18 protein-coding genes are annotated in these 16,839 nt (G+C 58.4%); 9 read left to right on the forward strand and 9 right to left on the reverse strand.

Features of this window, described 5'->3' with window-relative positions:
* Window positions 1–46 precede the first annotated feature (46 nt).
* Window positions 47–826: an EAL domain-containing protein gene (locus EXW71_RS23530; RefSeq protein WP_134660369.1), complete on the reverse strand. Its 780-nt coding sequence runs from the start codon at window positions 824–826 to the stop codon at window positions 47–49.
* Window positions 827–942: 116 nt separating this feature from the next.
* On the opposite strand from EXW71_RS23530, the gene EXW71_RS23535 reads away from it, so the two are divergent.
* From EXW71_RS23535 to EXW71_RS23545, 3 genes are all read left to right on the forward strand, one after another.
* The gene (locus EXW71_RS23535; protein ID WP_123717075.1) at window positions 943–1,350 is read left to right on the forward strand and encodes an RNA-binding S4 domain-containing protein; all 408 of its coding nucleotides are present in this window, start codon (window positions 943–945) and stop codon (window positions 1,348–1,350) included.
* 107 nt (window positions 1,351–1,457) lie between these two features.
* Window positions 1,458–2,360, forward strand: coding sequence for an Hsp33 family molecular chaperone HslO (gene hslO, locus EXW71_RS23540; RefSeq protein WP_134660370.1), 903 nt, complete (start codon window positions 1,458–1,460; stop codon window positions 2,358–2,360).
* A 179-nt stretch (window positions 2,361–2,539) separates the two neighbouring features.
* The gene (locus EXW71_RS23545; RefSeq protein WP_134660371.1) at window positions 2,540–4,081 is read left to right on the forward strand and encodes a phosphoenolpyruvate carboxykinase; all 1,542 of its coding nucleotides are present in this window, start codon (window positions 2,540–2,542) and stop codon (window positions 4,079–4,081) included.
* Window positions 4,082–4,218: 137 nt separating this feature from the next.
* Here EXW71_RS23545 and EXW71_RS23550 read toward each other — a convergent pair whose 3' ends face one another.
* The 4 genes from EXW71_RS23550 to EXW71_RS23565 form a co-directional block, all read right to left on the reverse strand.
* Window positions 4,219–5,082, reverse strand: coding sequence for a DMT family transporter (locus EXW71_RS23550; protein WP_256657108.1), 864 nt, complete (start codon window positions 5,080–5,082; stop codon window positions 4,219–4,221).
* A gap of 16 nt (window positions 5,083–5,098) precedes the next feature.
* Window positions 5,099–5,455 carry a DUF1493 family protein gene (locus EXW71_RS23555; RefSeq protein ID WP_134660372.1) on the reverse strand — a complete coding sequence of 119 codons (357 nt, stop codon included), beginning with the start codon at window positions 5,453–5,455 and terminating at the stop codon, window positions 5,099–5,101.
* 176 nt (window positions 5,456–5,631) lie between these two features.
* On the reverse strand, window positions 5,632–5,901 hold the full coding sequence (locus EXW71_RS29155; protein WP_134660478.1) for a hypothetical protein: 270 nt from the start codon (window positions 5,899–5,901) through the stop codon (window positions 5,632–5,634).
* A gap of 10 nt (window positions 5,902–5,911) precedes the next feature.
* A complete protein-coding gene (locus EXW71_RS23565) occupies window positions 5,912–6,082 on the reverse strand; it encodes a YhfG family protein (protein WP_134660373.1) in 171 nt (56 codons plus the stop codon).
* A 175-nt stretch (window positions 6,083–6,257) separates the two neighbouring features.
* Here EXW71_RS23565 and EXW71_RS23570 point away from each other — a divergent pair, with 175 nt between their 5' ends.
* The 3 genes from EXW71_RS23570 (at window position 6,258) to EXW71_RS23580 (ending at window position 10,110) form a co-directional block, all read left to right on the forward strand.
* A complete protein-coding gene (locus EXW71_RS23570) occupies window positions 6,258–7,433 on the forward strand; it encodes a tetratricopeptide repeat protein (protein ID WP_134660374.1) in 1,176 nt (391 codons plus the stop codon).
* A 283-nt stretch (window positions 7,434–7,716) separates the two neighbouring features.
* Window positions 7,717–9,654: an ATP-dependent DNA helicase RecQ gene (locus tag EXW71_RS23575; protein ID WP_134660375.1), complete on the forward strand. Its 1,938-nt coding sequence runs from the start codon at window positions 7,717–7,719 to the stop codon at window positions 9,652–9,654.
* Window positions 9,655–9,678: 24 nt separating this feature from the next.
* On the forward strand, window positions 9,679–10,110 hold the full coding sequence (locus EXW71_RS23580; protein WP_134660376.1) for a thioesterase family protein: 432 nt from the start codon (window positions 9,679–9,681) through the stop codon (window positions 10,108–10,110).
* A 40-nt stretch (window positions 10,111–10,150) separates the two neighbouring features.
* Here EXW71_RS23580 and EXW71_RS23585 read toward each other — a convergent pair whose 3' ends face one another.
* Window positions 10,151–10,630, reverse strand: coding sequence for a glycine zipper domain-containing protein (locus tag EXW71_RS23585; protein ID WP_123717082.1), 480 nt, complete (start codon window positions 10,628–10,630; stop codon window positions 10,151–10,153).
* A 200-nt stretch (window positions 10,631–10,830) separates the two neighbouring features.
* A complete protein-coding gene (locus EXW71_RS23590; protein WP_134660377.1) occupies window positions 10,831–13,179 on the reverse strand; it encodes an FdhF/YdeP family oxidoreductase in 2,349 nt (782 codons plus the stop codon).
* A gap of 377 nt (window positions 13,180–13,556) precedes the next feature.
* Between EXW71_RS23590 and lysM the strand changes: the two genes are divergently transcribed.
* Entirely contained in the window at window positions 13,557–13,997 is a 441-nt protein-coding gene (lysM, locus tag EXW71_RS23595) for a peptidoglycan-binding protein LysM (RefSeq protein ID WP_134660378.1), read from the forward strand.
* Between the two features lie 99 nt (window positions 13,998–14,096).
* Here lysM and yrfG read toward each other — a convergent pair whose 3' ends face one another.
* Window positions 14,097–14,759, reverse strand: a complete 663-nt coding sequence (gene yrfG, locus EXW71_RS23600) for a GMP/IMP nucleotidase (protein WP_134660379.1) — start codon at window positions 14,757–14,759, stop codon at window positions 14,097–14,099.
* 87 nt (window positions 14,760–14,846) lie between these two features.
* On the opposite strand from yrfG, the gene nudE reads away from it, so the two are divergent.
* Complete coding sequence (gene nudE / locus EXW71_RS23605; RefSeq protein WP_134660380.1) at window positions 14,847–15,413, forward strand: ADP compounds hydrolase NudE; 567 nt, start codon at window positions 14,847–14,849, stop codon at window positions 15,411–15,413.
* The gene (gene cysQ / locus EXW71_RS23610; protein ID WP_134660381.1) at window positions 15,410–16,246 is read left to right on the forward strand and encodes a 3'(2'),5'-bisphosphate nucleotidase CysQ; all 837 of its coding nucleotides are present in this window, start codon (window positions 15,410–15,412) and stop codon (window positions 16,244–16,246) included. The genes nudE and cysQ overlap by 4 nt, the downstream gene beginning before the upstream one ends.
* A gap of 119 nt (window positions 16,247–16,365) precedes the next feature.
* Here cysQ and EXW71_RS23615 read toward each other — a convergent pair whose 3' ends face one another.
* Entirely contained in the window at window positions 16,366–16,821 is a 456-nt protein-coding gene (locus tag EXW71_RS23615) for a YiiD C-terminal domain-containing protein (RefSeq protein WP_134660382.1), read from the reverse strand.
* Between the last annotated feature and the right edge of the window lie 18 nt (window positions 16,822–16,839).

The following is a 16,839-nucleotide window of genomic DNA, read 5'->3' on the forward strand; positions in this document are numbered from 1 at the left end:
ACCCACAACGGTCAAATGGTCAAATGTCTTCAATATAGGTAACCGGTCAGTTCGCCCAGGCGTGAGGGGGAACCTCGGCCAGGGCTTTGAATGCGGGCTGGGCGAACCAGAAGCCTTGCATCAGAAATATTCCACAGTCGGACAGGAAGTCGCGCTCGCCGGCACTTTCAATGCCTTCGGCGATGACGGTAACCCCCAACTGCTCACAAATTGTGACAATCCCGTGGACGATCACCTGACGGACACGATCCTGGTCGACATCGCGGATCAGCGCCATGTCGAGTTTTATCAAGTCAGGTTGGAAATCGGCCAGCAGATTTAGCCCCGAATAGCCCGCGCCGAAATCGTCGATGGCGGTCTTAAAGCCGAATTCGCGATATTCACGCAGAATATTCGTCAAATGGCGATAGTTATCTACATGCTCGCTTTCAAGTGTCTCGAAAATCAGCTGGTTGATGGGAAAGTTGTGTAACCGAGCCGCTTCCAGAGTACTGCGTATACACAGTTCTGGCCGATAGACGGCATTAGGCATGAAGTTGATGGACAGGTGAGTCTGCATCCCCAGTGCGGCTGCGCCGGCAATCGCTTGGGTACGACAACGCTGGTCGAAGCGGTAGCGGTTGCTCCCGTTGACTTGCTCCAGTACGGACAGCGCTCCTTCGCCATTGACTCCGCGCACCAGGGCTTCGTTGGCAAAAATGGAGTGATCGCGAAGGTCTACGATAGGCTGGTAGGCGAAATCGAAGTCGAAACCCAGCGGCTCGCTTTGCTGGCAGCCCACGCAACGTTGGTCAGGCGAGGTGAGTGAAGTGGGGAAGTCGGTCACGGCGTGTCCTCGCGAAAACAGGGTGCTACCTGGCGTATCTTAGGTGAGCCTTGGGGTTTATGCGTCGAAGGGATTCAACGTTAAAGTTGCGACATTTTTCAGCGCGAGGAATTCAAGTGGCTCAAAAGCAGGAAGAGGAAGAAAAAGTCCGTTTGGACAAATGGTTATGGGCTGCACGCTTTTACAAGACCCGTGCCCTGGCCAAGGCTGCCATCGAGAGTGGCAAGGTGCATCACCGTGGTGAGCGCTGCAAACCGGGCAAGGAGCCGCGCGTGGGTGATGAGTTCCAGATTCGTACCGGTTTTGATGAAAAGACCATTGTGGTTCAAGCACTTTCCATTGTCCGTCGTGGCGCGCCCGAAGCTCAGGCGTTGTATGTCGAGACTGATGCGAGTATCGCCAAGCGTGAGAACGCGGCGGCAATGCGCAAGGCGGGGGCCATGGGGGTGACTACCGATGGGAAGCCGAGCAAGAAGCAACGCCGCGATCTGTTCAAGTTCCGTGGCGGTGGCGGCGATGAATAAAGTCGCCGGTAATCGCCTGGGGCTTCACTTGGCTTGGAACAAACCAGGATTGTTCATAAACTGCGTCATCTTCGCGTCACTATTCTTCAACTCAGATACCCAGACCTATGACTGATCTACCGGATACCGACTTCACCCAACGCTTCATCTTCGACGAGACCGATGCCCGCGGCGAACTGGTCTCATTGGAGCGCAGCTATGCCGAAGTCCTCGCCAAGCATCCCTATCCGGAGCCGGTCGCGCAACTGCTCGGAGAGCTGATGGCGGCGGCGGCGCTGCTGGTGGGCACCATGAAATTCGACGGTTTGCTGATCCTGCAGGCGCGTTCCGAAGGCCCGATTCCACTGCTGATGATCGAGTGCTCCAGTGAGCGCGACATCCGTGGCCTGGCCCGTTACGACGCTGACCTGATCGCCCCGGACGCGGCCCTGGCCGACCTGATGCCCAATGGTGTATTGGCGCTCACCGTCGACCCGACCGAGGGCCAGCGCTATCAGGGGATTGTCGACCTTGATGGTGAAACCCTGTCGGACTGCTTCACCAACTATTTCGTGATGTCCCAGCAAATCGGTACGCGTTTCTGGCTTAAAGCCGATGGCAAGCGTGCCCGTGGCCTGTTGCTGCAACAACTGCCGGCTGACCGTATCAAGGACGACGACGACCGCGCCGAAAGCTGGCGCAACCTCACCGCCCTGGCCGGCACGCTGACCACCGAGGAGTTGCTGGCGCTGGACAACGAAACCATCCTGCACCGTCTCTACCACGAAGAGACCGTGCGGTTGTTCGATGCACAAAGCCTGCGCTTCCATTGCAGTTGCTCCCGCGAGCGCTCGGCCAATGCCCTGGTCAGCCTGGGCCTTGAAGATGCACAGAATCTGGTGGTGGAACATGGCGGCAATATTGAGATCGACTGCCAGTTCTGCAACCAGCGCTACCTGTTCGATGCGGCTGATGTAGCCCAACTGTTCGCTGGCGCGGGCATCGACACCCCTTCCGACACCCGCCACTAAAACGTTTAAGCACAGGTAAATCACCTGACAAACGCCGGATTAGCGCAGTTCTGACGGGAGGGCCCTACTCTTTTTGGGCTTTTCTGGCATAATCCGGCCCACTTTTTTCGCGGTAGTAGTGCGCAACTTTCTACTACAAAACGTTTGGAGCACTCGGCTACAGGCCGACGGGGAACCTCATGACGCAAGCCAATAACGCTGTATACACCGATCTGAGTGTTGATGATCTGGTCAAAGAAGCCCTGCAGCGCGGTGAAGGCGTGCTTGCCGATACTGGCGCGCTGGTCGTAGAAACCGGTCACCGCACCGGCCGTTCGCCAGTCGATCGTTTCATCGTTGAAGAGCCTTCCACCCAGGACGCCATCGCCTGGGGCCCGATCAACCGCAAGTTCCCGGCCGACAAGTTCGATGCTCTGTGGGCTCGTGTCGAAGCCTTCAACAGTGCGCAAGAGCATTTCGTTTCCCACGTTCACGTAGGTGCTGCGCAAGAGCACTACCTGGCTGTGAAAATGACCACCCAGACTGCCTGGCAGAACCTGTTTGGTCGTTGCCTGTTCATCAACCCGGCCCAGTACAACCCGGCCGGTCGTGAAGAGTGGCAGGTGCTTAACGTGGCCAACTTCGAGTGCGTGCCAGAGCGTGACGGCACCAACTCCGACGGTTGCGTGATCCTCAACTTCGCACAGAAAAAAGTGCTGATCGCCGGCATGCGTTACGCCGGTGAAATGAAGAAAGCCATGTTCTCGGTGCAGAACTTCCTGCTGCCGGCCTCCGACGTACTGCCGATGCACTGCGCCGCCAACATCGGTGAAGCAGGCGACGTGACCCTGTTCTTCGGCCTGTCGGGCACTGGTAAAACCACCCTGTCCGCCGACGAAAGCCGTTACCTGATCGGTGACGACGAGCACGGCTGGGGCGAAGGCGTGGTGTTCAACATCGAAGGCGGTTGCTATGCCAAGTGCATCGACTTGTCCGAGAAGAACGAGCCGGTTATCTGGAAAGCCATCAAGCACGGCGCGGTGCTCGAAAACGTCGTGATCGACGACGCCAAGCACGCCGACTACGCTGATGTCAGCCTGACCCAGAACAGCCGCGCCGCCTATCCGCTGGAGCACGTTGCCAAGCGTTCCGAGAAGAACCTGGGCGGCGAGCCAAACGCTGTGATCTTCCTGACTTGCGACCTGACCGGCGTCCTGCCGCCAGTGTCCATCCTCAGCGAAGAGCAAGCGGCCTACCACTTCCTGTCCGGCTACACCGCTCTGGTGGGTTCGACCGAAATGGGTTCCGGCAGCGGCATCAAGTCGACCTTCTCCACCTGCTTCGGCGCGCCGTTCTTCCCTCGCCCGGCCGGTGAATACGCAGAGCTGCTGATCAAACGCATCCGTGGCTTCGGCTCCAAGGTCTACCTGGTCAACACCGGCTGGACCGGCGGTGGCTACGGCGTCGGCAAGCGTTTCAACATCCCGACTACTCGCGGTGTGATCGCAGCGATCCAGAGCGGCGCGTTGATTGGTGCGCAAACCGAGCACCTCGACACCATCAACCTCGACGTGCCGTTGGCCGTACCGGGCGTTGAAACCGGCCTGTTGAACCCGCGTAACACCTGGGCCGACAAAGCTGCGTACGACGAAGCGGCGAAAGCGCTGGCCGGCCTGTTCATCGAGAACTTCAAGAAGTTTGAAGTGAGCGATGCGATCAAGGCTGCGGGTCCGAAGTTGTAAGATTCGCTTGTTGTGAAAAAGCCGCCTCTAGTAGGCGGCTTTTTGTTAGTAACCAAGAATATCTTTAGTGTGGCTCTTTGGCCTATGTGAAGGGCTCATTGTGAAAAAATCTATTTTTTCAAAGTCACAGCTGCTGTTCATACAGCAACATGCAAAACCAAGGCTCCCGTCAACACCAGCACAACGCCCAATACCTGCACCGCCGACAACCGCTCCTTGAAAAACACAAACCCCAGAATCGCCGCGATCCCGCCCGATAATGTACTAATCACCGTCACCACCGACACCGAACCCGCCATTGCCCCCCACGAAAACGCCGAGAATCCACCCAGGTTCATCAAGCTTGCCCCGGTCAGCGTCGCGCAGTTTTTCAGCGGTGGGATTTTCAGGCCATCCTTGATCTTCAGCACCATCACCACCAACACGCACAGCCCCACCAGGTAGCCGAGCCAGAGCATGGTGATCGGCCCAAGCGCCGGCAGTGTGTAGCGGCCTTGCAGCCAGAAACTGGTGCCATACAGCAAAGCCGCGAGCATGGCGTAGGCGATGGACAGGCGTGGGTTGTTGTGAGGGACACCGTTGTCCTTGTGAACGCTGGAGAGGATCACGCCGATCACGCACAAAGCGATGCAACCCAGCTGCGTCAGGCTGATGTGCTCACCGTTGGCCCAGGACAGCAAGGTGGTCACCACGCCGTAGGACGTCACGAGCGGCGCGACAATCGCCGCTTTGCCGAGGGCGAAGGCCTTGGACAGCGCGAGGGCGCCGGAGACGGTGAGCAGGGCGGCAGCGATGCCCAGGAGCCAGACGTTCAGCGGGGCTCCGAGGGATTTGAACAGGAAGCTTGGGAGAATGACCAGCAGCAGGGTCATGATCAGGAAGCCCAGGGCTTGGCCGAAATACACCGCGCGTTTAACGCCCACGGCTCGGGCGTTGAGGCCCACCAGAAAATCCGTGCCGCCCCAGAGCAGGGCGGCCAGCAGGCCCATCATTACGTCCATGTAAGGTCCTTGTGTTTCAGCTCAGGTTTTCCAGCGTCTGCGTGTCCCAGCTGTGGGTCTTGATGGCCAGGTAGAGCATGCCGATGGTCAGCGGCACTTTGTCGCCTCGCCCCTTGGCTCGACGTTTGAGAAATACATCAAATACCGGCGGGTTGAAGTAACGATAAGTGTCGAAATCGCCCAGGTCGAGCGCAAATTCCTGCTCCAGTGCTTCCATCAGTAGTTTGGCCTCGCCGCCGTCGCAACCCAGGTCAAAGTTGATCGAGGTTTGCAGGCGAAGGGTCTTGTGTTCCGGCAGGCCGATTTCTTCGTGCAGCAGTTGCAGGAGTTGCTGCATAACGACGTCTTCAGGGAAGTTGGGGGCGAGGTTCATTGGTAGTGGCACGCGGGAGTGGGTGAGGGGAGGGTTGTATCGTCGGCGAATTTTTCGAGTAGGAAGGCGTTCCAAGCCTAGCAAGAATAGAAGCAGAGGAGGCCGCGTGCCTTGTGGTTTGCCGCGTCATCGTTGAGGATTTTCGCGAGCAAGCTCGCTCCTACAGAGGGTGTCTCTTAAATTTGCGGTTTTGAGGGTTGCGCAGCTTCCAGCAGATCACAGCCGTCCTGCACGAGCAGGTACAAGGCATTGGTGATGTGGGAGATGTCTTTGAGGTCGGCGTGTTCGAAGGTCAGGCAGGAAAAGGTTTCAAGCAGATCGGTGGCTGCGCGAATGCGTTGATGGGCGGCGGACTGGATGCCTTCGGCTCTGGCTTGCGTATCGATGATAAGCGGATGGGTATCGGTGAAATTAGTAGCAGTACGGATCCTGGCCCACCCCCATATTTGTCGAGCATCAGCGCAGGGTGTTGCGGTACTTGGCGAGGACGGTTTCGCGGGTCGGCAGAGGTTTGTCGACGTCGGCCGGTTGGGCGTTGAATCCTTCCAGGCGCAAGCTGGCCAGGTAACTGGAGCGGCGGATCTTGTGGTAATGATCCTGTTTTTGCGCAAACGTCAGTTCGCTCATCGCAATGTGCTCCTGGGTCGCAAGGCTTGGTTGTAGCGCAATGCTTCAGCGGGCAGGCGGTATAAAACCCACGTCACATTTTGTATAAAAAATCCGCAAACAGACTGAATTCAGCGTATGTTTCACCGCAAAATCTTGTAGGGCGATTCCGCCCATCACTTAAAGGGAGTTAAGCATGGGTTTGCTTCGTGTCGCCTCGGCGATGTCATTGTGTGCGGTGGCGTTTTCGGTTCAGGCCGAGCAACTGCCGATTGAAGTGCTGAGCGCGGTGGTCAAGGACCAGAAAATCGCCGACGCCGAAGTGTTGCTGCAGCGCAACGGTGCACAGAATGTCGTGGGCCGCACCAACGCCCAGGGCCAGGTGACGCTGACCAGCGAAGCCGCCGACGATGCGTCCAGCCTGCTGATCGTCAAGAAGCCCGGCTACTCCAACCTGGTGGTGAAGTGCCCATGCAAAGGCATGACCTATGCCATCAGCCCGGTGATGGAAAATCTCGACGGCCTGCGTGTAGTCCTGACCTGGGGCAAAACCCCGGAAGACCTCGATTCCCACATGATTTTCCCTGGCAATAACATCTACTTCGAGAACAAGAACGGCACCGACGCCGAACTGGATGTGGACGACGTCGACAGCTACGGCCCGGAAACCATCACCCTGCAGAAAAAGCACTACGGCGAAAGTTATGTCTACGCCGTGCATGACTTCACCAACAGCAGCAATCCAGGCTCTCGCCAGCTGTCCAACAGTAAGGCCAAGGTATTCGTATACATGGGCCAATCTCTGGTGCGCACCTACTACGTACCGAAAAACCGTAGCGGTAACCTGTGGACGGTGTTCCGCATGACCGGCAGCGGCGATTTCCAGGACATCAACAATTTCAGTGGTGTAACAGTTGATGCTCCGAACGTGCTTAATGAAGTGAAGGCGTTGCTGGACGACAGTGTTGCTGTGACCGCCGTAGCCGTCAGCTCTTCCGCGCAAACCGATGCGAAGCGTCTGAACCTACAGGGTGAAGCTGCTTACCAGGCGGGCAATCTGGATCAGGCAATCGACCTGTTCCGTCAGGCCATCGACTTGGACAATGGCTTCGGTAAAGCCTACGGTAACCTGGGCCTGGCTTATCAGAAAGCCGGTAACACCGCCGAGTCGATCTGGGCCAACCGCAAGGCTATTGCTCTGGCCACCGGCGCTAATGCCGCAACTGTGCGCGCAGGGTCCTACTACAACATTGCGCGAATCTACGAGGCCGCTGGGCAGTTCCCGGATGCCTTGCGTCACTACCAGTTAGCCAAAGAGCAGAAGGCCAACCCTGTATATGACACGGCGATCGAGCGGGTGCAGAACCGCTGATTCAGCCGGGTAGATAACTAAAAATGTGGGAGGGGCTTGCTCCCGATTGCGACACGTCAGTCACGGATTCATTAACTGACGCACTGCAATCGGGAGCAAGCCCTTTACCACATTTGGATGCGCGTCTTTCCTGCTACCACCTCGGATTATTCCCTCTTCGGCCCTAGGCCATCCTTGAGCCTGTGTATCATCCTGTCTCTTTTTCACTTGCGACCGTTCTCGATTCGCTGAGATTCACGGGCTATGTTTTGAGCCTACTCAGCGGTCAATGGAGTGACAGCCTATGCACGACACCCTCCAACAGGTCTTTGGTTATCCACAATTCCGTCCAGGGCAGGAACAAACGGTCAGCGCCGTGCTTGCCGGGCGTTCTGCGGCCGCCATTTTTCCAACAGGATCGGGCAAGTCCCTGTGCTATCAGCTTTCGGCGGTGTTGCTGCCGCACCTGACGTTGGTGGTGTCGCCACTGTTGGCGTTGATGCAGGACCAGCTTGGGTTCTTGCAGCGCCATGGCATTTCGGCGGGCAGTATCGATTCGGCCCAGAGCCGCGATGAGGCCAATGAGGTGATGGCCCGTGCGCGTTCCGGCGAGCTGAAGATTCTGATGATTTCCGTGGAGCGCCTGAAGAACGAGCGCTTTCGCAACTTCCTGCAAAGCGTGCAGATCTCGCTGCTGGTGGTGGACGAGGCACACTGTATTTCCGAGTGGGGCCACAACTTCCGTCCGGACTATTTGAAGCTGCCGGCCTACCAGCGTCAGTTCAATATCCCACAGGCGCTGCTGCTGACGGCTACGGCCACGCCTAAGGTGATTGCCGACATGCAGGCCAAGTTCAGCATTGCGCCGCAGGACGTGGTCACCACGGGCTTCTACCGGCCCAACCTCAATCTATTGGTGGAGCCGGTGAGCGGCCACGACAAACGTCGGCGCTTGGTCGAATGGATGAGCGAACGAGCCGATCAGCCGAGCATCGTCTATGTCACCTTGCAGAAGACCGCCGAGCAGATTGCCGAACACCTGAATCGCAATGGCATCCAGGCTGAGGCCTACCACGCCGGTTTGCCCCACGATAAACGTGAGGGCATTCAGCAGCGCTTCATGGGCGGACGCTCCAATTGCATCGTTGCCACCATCGCGTTTGGCATGGGCATCGACAAAAGTGATATCCGCAATGTGGTGCACTTCGACCTGCCCAAATCCATCGAGAACTACAGCCAGGAAATCGGCCGCGCCGGGCGTGATGGAGAGCCCTCCGATTGCCTGGTGTTGGCCAACCGCGACAGCCTCAATGTGCTCGAGAATTTCGTCTACGGTGATACACCGGAGCAAGAGGGCATCCTGCGTGTGCTGGAGGAGTTGCAGGCGGCACGGCAAGAGGGGCAATGGGAGTTTCTGCTGAGGTCATTGTCGGAGCACAGCAATATCCGTGAATTGCCGCTCAAGACGCTGCTGGTGCAGCTGGAACTCAGAGGTGTGATTGCGCCCCGCTACGCATTTTATGCTGAATACCGTTTCAAATACCTGATCGAGCCTGAGGCGTTGCTTGCACGGTTTTCCGGTGAGCGGCAACAGTTCGTCGCGGCGATCATCGAGGTGTGCAAGCGCGCGCGAACCTGGGCGACGGTGGATTTCGACGCGCTGTATCAGCAGCACAATGCCGAACGCAATCGCGTGGTGAAAGCACTGGATTACTTCCAGGAACAAGGCCTGATTGAGCTTGAGAGCAAGCAGATGACCGAGGTCTACAGCCTGCTGGATACCGACTTTGATCCACAGGCCTTGAGCGCCGAGTTATACACAGGCTTCAAGGCGCATGAAGTAGGCGAAGTCGCGCGGATTCACGCCATGCTTGATCTGTTCGCCACGGACCGCTGCCTGGGGCAGCGCCTGGCGCAGTATTTCGGTGATGAAAACGCCCCCCGACGCTGCGGGCATTGCTCGGTGTGCCACGGCCATGTTGCGTACCTTCCACCCCCGCCAGGCCTGCCGCCGCTTGTGGATAAGAACTTCACGGGACTGTGCGGTGATTTTATCCACAGGCATCATGAACACACCGGCCAACTGCCTGAGGCGGAACGCCTCACACGTTTCCTCGCAGGCGTCAGCGTACCGTTGTTCACCAAGTTGAAGGCCCGCGGCATTCCGGGCTTTGCTGCTCTGGAAGATTACCCGTACGCCGAGGTACGCGAGTGGGCTCAGGCCCATCTGAACGACCTGTAAACCTACTTTTCACGAGACTTGCCCATGCCCGACTCAGTGCCGCAACGTGCCGATTACCCACACTTCCAGCCGATCATCACGCGTTGGCACGACAATGATGTGTATGGCCATGTGAACAACGTCACCTACTACAGCTTCTTCGATACGGCGGTGAATACCTACCTGATCGAACAAGGTGGGCTGGATATTCATGACGGTGAAGTAGTGGGGTTTGTGGTGAGTTCTGCGTGCGACTACTTCGCGTCGATTGCCTTTCCCGAACGCATTGACGTTGGCTTGCGAGTGGGCAAGTTAGGCAACAGCTCAGTGCAGTATGAGCTGGCGGTGTTCAAGACGGGCGAGGAGGAGGCCTGCGCGGCGGGGCGTTTTGTACATGTGTTCGTGGATCGAGGGTCGAACCAGCCGGTGACTATTCCGGGCATGTTGCGCGAGGCGTTGCAGCGTTTGGTGGTGTAGGCGCGAACGCCTACACCCAGGACGAAGGCGTCAGGCCTTATCAATCATAACGGTAGTGATGCTTGTTCTTGCGATGCCCATAAGCATGACCACGCCCACGATGGTCATCACGGTCATAGCGACGGTTGTCACGCCCACGATAGTGGCGGTCATCGTTATCGCTCTTGTTGCCCATGTAGTTGCCCAGTGCGCCGCCTGCGCCGCCACCGGCTGCTGCGCCGATCAGGCTGCCTGTGCTGCCGCCGACACTCCGGCCAACCACGTTGCCGCCCGCTGCGCCCAGTGCGCCGCCAATGGCAGCTTCGCCGCGGCTGCGCTTGTCGGCACCGACGGCGCTACCACCCGCACCGCCCAAGGCAGCACCAATGGTCGAACCGGTGTTGCCGCCTAGCTGCTGGCCAACGACCGAACCTAGAACCCCGCCCAATGCGCCGCCCACGCCTGCTTCGGTGGTGCCGCCAGCCATGGCTGCGCCACTGACCAGGCCAAGGGACAACAAGAGAATCGAGGAGAACTTCATTAGGGAGACCTCAAGAGGATGACGGCGCGATCTTGGGGCTGTATCGAGATTGTGACAATGGAAATCCGACCAGTAGCACGAGTTGTACACAATTCTCTAAATTACTGTTTTAACTAAGGAACTTAAATCTTTTTTACGAGTCTTTAGCTACTTGGGAAAGGCCGCTTTTATGCAAAAGCGGCCTTTTTTGTGCCTGAAACTTACGCCGAGCGTGCCATGATCAGGCCGTCGTCACTCGCCGCCTCCAGGCAAATAGCCACGAACTTCGACGTGGGTGTGTGGCTGCCATCCCCGATGCTTTCCAGCGGCACCAGTGGGTTCACTTCCGGATAGTAAGCGGCTGCCTGCCCCGCCGGAATATCAAATGCCAGCAAGGTGAAGCCCTTCACGCGGCGCTCACGGCCGTCTTCCCACAACGACACGATGTCGGCTTTCTGCCCAGGCTTGAAGCCCAGGCGGATGATGTCGGCTTCGTTGACAAACAGCACGTCACGTTGGCCTTTCACGCCACGGTAGCGGTCATCCAGGCCATAAATGGTGGTGTTGTACTGATCGTGGGAGCGCATCGACTGCATGATCAGGTCCGGCACACGGCCGGTGGCATGGGTGCGTTCGTGAATCAGGTCTTCAGGCAGGATATTCGGACGGAAATTGGCGCGGCCTGACGGGGTATTCCAGCGACGCGCGCCGGCAGCGTTGCCCAGGTAGAAGCCGCCCGGATGCTTAATGTTCTCGTTGAAGTCCTTGAAGCCCGGGATAGTGTCGGCGATCAGGTCGCGAATGCGCCCGTAGTCAGCCACCAGCCAGTTCCAATCCACCGGTTTCCTGCCCAGGGTAGCGGCGGCGATGCCGGCCAGGATCGCAGGCTCGGATTTCATCAGCTTCGACAACGGTTGCAATTGACCGTTGGAGCCGTGAACCATGCTGAAGGAGTCCTCCACTGTCACCGCTTGTGGGCCGTTGGCTTGAATGTCGATATCGGTACGGCCCAGGCATGGCAAGATCAGCGCATCTTTGCCGTGCATCAGGTGGCTGCGGTTGAGCTTGGTGCTTATCTGCACCGTCAGGTCGCAGTTGCGCAGGGCTTCGAAGGTTCGCAGGCTGTCCGGGGTGGCTTGTGCGAAGTTGCCGCCCAGGCCGATAAACACTTTGGAACGGCCCTCGAGCATGGCGTGAATCGCTTCGACCACGTTATGGCCATTAGTGCGCGGCACCTGGAACTGGAAACGGCGTTCCAGAGCGTCAAGGAAGGCCACCGGCGGGCGTTCGTTAATGCCCATGGTGCGGTCACCCTGCACGTTACTGTGGCCGCGCACCGGGCACAGGCCGGCGCCAGGACGACCGATGTTGCCGCGCAGCAGCATCAGGTTGGCAATTTCCTGGATGGTAGGCACCGAGTGGCGGTGCTGGGTGATGCCCATCGCCCAGCACATGATCACGTTCTTGCCGGTGGCGTACATGCGCGCCGCTTGCTCGATTTCCAACAGGGTCAGGCCGGACTGCTTGACGATGTCATCCCAGGAGGTGTCGTCGATCTGGCCCAGGTAATCGAGCACGTTGGCAGTGTGCGCGTTGAGGAAGTCGTGATCGAACACTGCTTCCTTGCCTTCAGCCAGGGCTTGGCGTTCCCACAGCAGCAAGAACTTGGCCATGCCGCGAAGGATGGCCATGTCGCCGCCCAGTGCTGGGCGGAAGTAGGCGGTGTTGGTCGGCTTGTCGCCGTTGGTCAGCATTTCCAGTGGGTGTTGCGGATGCTGGAAGCGCTCCAGGCCGCGCTCTTTGAGCGGGTTGATGCACACCACCTGAGCACCACGCTTAACGGCTTCGCGCAGTGGTTCCAGCATGCGTGGGTGGTTGGTGCCAGGGTTTTGGCCCCATACGAAAATCGCGTCGGCATGTTCGAAGTCGTCGAAGGTCACGGTGCCTTTGCCCACGCCTACGCTCTGCGCCAGGGCCACGCCGCTGGCCTCGTGACACATGTTCGAACAGTCCGGGAAATTATTGGTGCCGTAGGCGCGCACGAACAGCTGATACAGGTAGGCTGCTTCGTTACTGGCCCGACCCGAGGTGTAGAACTCGGCCATGTCCGGGCTTGGCAGCGCGTTGAGGTGTTTGCCGATCAGGTCGAATGCGGCTTCCCAACTGATGGGCTTGTAGCGGTCCGTCTCGGCGTCATATCGCATTGGTTCGGTCAGGCGGCCTTGATACTCCAGCCAGTAGTCACTCTGTTCCAGCAACGCGGTGACGCTGTGCTTGGCAAAAAAAGCCGCATCGACACGACGCTTGGTAGCTTCCCAGTTAACGGCCTTGGCGCCGTTTTCGCAAAACTTGACCATGCCGCTTTCCGGCGAGTCGCCCCAGGCGCAGCCCGGGCAGTCGAAGCCACCGTTCTGGTTGGTCTTGAGCATCATGCGCAGGTTCTTCAGCGCGTTGTCGCTGGTCAGCCAGGCTTGTGCCACGCTGATCAGCGCGCCCCAGCCGCCGGCCGGGCCTTTATAAGGCTTGTAGCGTGGGGTTGGGGTCTGGTCGGCTTGGTGATGATTGCTCATGGCTGGTTCTCCAACGCCGTGTTAGCGACAGTTGTATGGTCAAGATTGCAATAGGGGTCGCTCAGGCTCGCAGCGGGCAGGCGTTTCAAGAGCGGCGCCGCGCAAACTGGCCGCCTGGCGTTCGCGGCGCGATACCACCGATGGATTAATCACTGTTTAGCCTAGGCGCGACAAAGAGTCGCGTCTAATTGCCAGTATTGATGTATTGATAGATGGCGTCGATCAAAGCTCTGGCCCGGCTTCATGCAGCAGGCGTTGGCTTATTCCAATCACGGCCGTAGTTAGCGCGTTTGTGTCTTTGGCCAACGGGGAACCCAAGTCTGTAGGACTGGTCTAGTCTTGGGCATCTGGAAACCAAATCCCAAGGAGAGCGCACTATGAGTCTTTTTAGTTTTGTCAAGGAAGCCGGCGAGAAGCTGATTGATCTGTTGACGCCGGGTAACGCCAGCGCCAGTGACGATTTGAAAAAGCACATCGAGGATGTCGGGCTGGGTAATCCGAACGTGCACGCCACCGTTGACGGCGACAAGGTCACGATTACCGGTGAAGTGGCCAGTCAGGAAGAGAAAGAAAAAATCATTCTGGCAGCAGGCAATATTGCCGGTGTGGCCAGTGTAGATGACCAGATTACGGTTTCCGGGCCTGCTGTTACCGCAGCTCGTTTTGTCGTGGTGAAAAAAGGCGACACCCTGAGTGCGATTTCCCTGGCGGTGTACGGTAACGCCAACCAGTACAACAAGATCTTCGAGGCCAACAAGCCTCTGTTGTCGCACCCGGACAAGATTTACCCAGGACAGACGCTGCGTATCCCTGAGTAATACGAATGTGAGAGGGGGCTTGTCCCTGATAACGCAAGTTCAGTCACAGCATCTCTGACTGGTACTTGCGTTATCGGGACAAGCCCCTCTTACATTGGGTCAGAGTCCGATAATCAGATCGCGGTAGCCCCCGACGGCGGCAAACTCCGCGGTATCCTTGGGCCCTTTCTGGCTGTCCGGCTCCTTCACCGCCAATAAGTGCTTCACCCCAAAATCCCGGGCGCTGCGCAGGATCGGCAAGGTGTCGTCAATGAACAGGCTGCGTGCCGGGTCAAAGCCGGCGTCGGCGTGCAGGGCGTGCCAGAACTGCGGGTTTTCCTTGGCGAAGCCGTAGTCGTGGGAACTGATCAACCGCTCGAAATATGGCGCCAGTTCAATGCGTTCCAACTTCAATGACAGCGAGTCACGATGAGCGTTGGTGATCAGGATCACACGCTTGCCGGCCTGTTTGACCGCCTCCAGGAAGGTATCTGCATCCGGGCGCAGGGCGATCAGGTGAGCGGTTTCCAGCTTGAGCTCACGCACCGGGATCTTCAGCTCCGAGGTCCAGAAATCCAGGCAATACCATTGCAACTGTCCGGCGTTACGCTCGAAGAGAGGCTGCAACTCCATCTCGGCCATGGCCCGGCTTACCCCATGCAGTTCGGCATAGCGCTGGGGCAGGTGCTCCAGCCAGAAGTGATTGTCGTAATGCAGGTCGAGCAAGGTGCCGTCCATGTCCAACAGGACGGTGTCGATGGCGTGCCAGGGCAAAGAAGGCATGGTGCGGTCTCATGTAAGTAAAAATATCCGACACAGACAATCGGAAAAGCCACGGTATAGTAACCCGATCACGCCAAGGAGCCGCTTATGCGCCAGAAACCCACCGTTCTCGCCCGAGAAATAGTCGCCAGTAGCCGTTTGTTCCGCGTGGAGGAAGTGCAATTGCGCTTTTCCAACGGCGTTGAGCGGACCTACGAGCGGCTGGTGGGCCGCGGCGCCGGCTACGGGGCGGTGATGATTGTGGCAATGATCGATGCCGATCACGCGTTGCTGGTGGAAGAATACTGCGGCGGCACCGATGAATATGAGTTGTCCTTGCCCAAAGGGTTGATCGAACCCGGCGAAGACGTGCTGGCGGCGGCAAACCGCGAACTCAAGGAAGAGGCCGGCTATGGCGCGCACCAGTTGGAACACCTCACTGAACTCTCGCTGTCGCCTGGCTATATGAGCCAGAAAATCCAGGTGGTATTGGCCACCGATCTCTACGAAGAACGCTTGGAAGGTGATGAGCCCGAGCCGATGCGGGTTGAACGGGTAAACCTGCGCGAGCTGTCGCAATTGGCGCAAAACGAGCAGTTCAGTGAAGGCCGTGCACTGGCGGCGTTGTACCTGGTCCGAGACCTGTTGACCCAGCGTGGAGCGTTTACCGCATGAGCGAACTGTTTTTGGGTCATCCGTTTATCGCTCCAGTGATCGAGCTGGCGCGCCAGGCCGGTGAAGTCATCCTGCCGTACTGGCGGGCCGATGTTGAGGTCACCTCCAAGGCGGACGATTCCCCCGTGACGGCGGCGGACCTGGCCGCTCATCACCTGATTCTGGCGGGCCTGACCGCGCTGGATCCGAGCATTCCGGTACTGTCCGAAGAAGATGCGGATATAGACCGGAGCGTGCGTGCCGGCTGGCAGCGATGGTGGCTGGTGGACCCGTTGGATGGCACCAAGGAATTTATCAGCGGCAGTGAAGAGTTCACCGTCAACATTGCGCTGGTTGAGCAGGGCCGCGTGGTGTTTGGCGTGGTATCCATGCCTACCAGCGGCCGCTGCTATTTCGGTGGAGCGGGCCTGGGCGCCTGGCGTTCCGATGTGAATGAAGCACCGAGGCAGATTCAGGTGCGCGAGGCACCGACAGCGGGCGAGCCCTTTACGGTGGTTGCCAGCCGTCGCCATACCAGCCCTGAGCAGGAACGCCTGTTGGACGGTTTGAGTGAAGGATTGGGAGAACTGAAACTGGCCAATATCGGCAGTTCGTTGAAGTTCTGCCTGTTGGCCGAGGGCAGCGCCGATTGCTACCCGCGGCTGGCACCGACTTCGCAGTGGGACACCGCAGCGGCTCAAGGTGTATTGGAAGGCGCTGGCGGTGAAGTGTTGGAGTTGAGTGGCGAGCCATTCACTTACCCGGCCCGGGAATCGTTGTTGAATCCGTTCTTCCTGGCTCTGCCGGCCAAGGCTGCCTGGCGCGAACGGTTGCTGGCCCTGGCCCGATCCTAGCGCCACGGCAATCCCTATGTGGAAAGGGCGGTGCGACGGTTCGGTTTATTCTCGATAGCGACGCATCGGTCATCGTATCCGCGATGGGCACTCCCTCATCGGAGTAGCCCTTCCTGCATTTATCGATGCAGCACGTACTGGCCGGTAAAGGTCACCGCGTGGTCTGCACTGCCCTCATTCACAATCCATGTCTGCAGCATCAGCCGTGCACGGCCGTAGCGCTTGTATGTCGCCAGAAAGCGCTTCCACGCCTTATCTTCGGTGGCTGGGCACACCACTGTCGCATCCCGTGTGACCGGCAGCGGGTAACTGATTTGCCCTTCCTGGATCACAATGTGCCCGTTTTCAATCCCTTCTTCGCGCAGCTTCAAGTGCAGCCAACCCCAACCTGCCAATACCGCGCCGCAGTAGAGACTGCCGCCGAACATGGTGCTCTTGTGGTTGATGTTGGCCTGCAACGGCAGATGCAGCTCTAATTGCCCATGCTCCCAGCCAACTACCTTGAGACCCATTTCCCGGGTGAGGGGAATGTCGTGGTGAAGCACGGATTCCAGGTGACGGCTGTCGCGGTTCATTTGGGCCTCTTGGCGTGT

The organism is Pseudomonas sp. BCA17, assembly GCF_004519405.1.
GTDB lineage: Bacteria > Pseudomonadota > Gammaproteobacteria > Pseudomonadales > Pseudomonadaceae > Aquipseudomonas.

Excerpts from the sequence above, each read along its gene's own strand:
- hslO (WP_134660370.1), top strand. The coding sequence starts at position 1,458 with ATGACTGATCTACCGGATACCGACTTCACCCAACGCTTCATCTTCGAC.
- EXW71_RS23545 (WP_134660371.1), top strand. The coding sequence starts at position 2,540 with ATGACGCAAGCCAATAACGCTGTATACACCGATCTGAGTGTTGATGAT.
- EXW71_RS23550 (WP_256657108.1), bottom strand. The coding sequence starts at position 5,082 with ATGGACGTAATGATGGGCCTGCTGGCCGCCCTGCTCTGGGGCGGCACG.
- EXW71_RS23555 (WP_134660372.1), bottom strand. The coding sequence starts at position 5,455 with ATGAACCTCGCCCCCAACTTCCCTGAAGACGTCGTTATGCAGCAACTC.
- EXW71_RS23565 (WP_134660373.1), bottom strand. The coding sequence starts at position 6,082 with ATGAGCGAACTGACGTTTGCGCAAAAACAGGATCATTACCACAAGATC.
- EXW71_RS23570 (WP_134660374.1), top strand. The coding sequence starts at position 6,258 with ATGGGTTTGCTTCGTGTCGCCTCGGCGATGTCATTGTGTGCGGTGGCG.
- EXW71_RS23575 (WP_134660375.1), top strand. The coding sequence starts at position 7,717 with ATGCACGACACCCTCCAACAGGTCTTTGGTTATCCACAATTCCGTCCA.
- EXW71_RS23580 (WP_134660376.1), top strand. The coding sequence starts at position 9,679 with ATGCCCGACTCAGTGCCGCAACGTGCCGATTACCCACACTTCCAGCCG.
- EXW71_RS23585 (WP_123717082.1), bottom strand. The coding sequence starts at position 10,630 with ATGAAGTTCTCCTCGATTCTCTTGTTGTCCCTTGGCCTGGTCAGTGGC.
- EXW71_RS23590 (WP_134660377.1), bottom strand. The coding sequence starts at position 13,179 with ATGAGCAATCATCACCAAGCCGACCAGACCCCAACCCCACGCTACAAG.
- lysM (WP_134660378.1), top strand. The coding sequence starts at position 13,557 with ATGAGTCTTTTTAGTTTTGTCAAGGAAGCCGGCGAGAAGCTGATTGAT.
- yrfG (WP_134660379.1), bottom strand. The coding sequence starts at position 14,759 with ATGCCTTCTTTGCCCTGGCACGCCATCGACACCGTCCTGTTGGACATG.
- nudE (WP_134660380.1), top strand. The coding sequence starts at position 14,847 with ATGCGCCAGAAACCCACCGTTCTCGCCCGAGAAATAGTCGCCAGTAGC.
- cysQ (WP_134660381.1), top strand. The coding sequence starts at position 15,410 with ATGAGCGAACTGTTTTTGGGTCATCCGTTTATCGCTCCAGTGATCGAG.
- EXW71_RS23615 (WP_134660382.1), bottom strand. The coding sequence starts at position 16,821 with ATGAACCGCGACAGCCGTCACCTGGAATCCGTGCTTCACCACGACATT.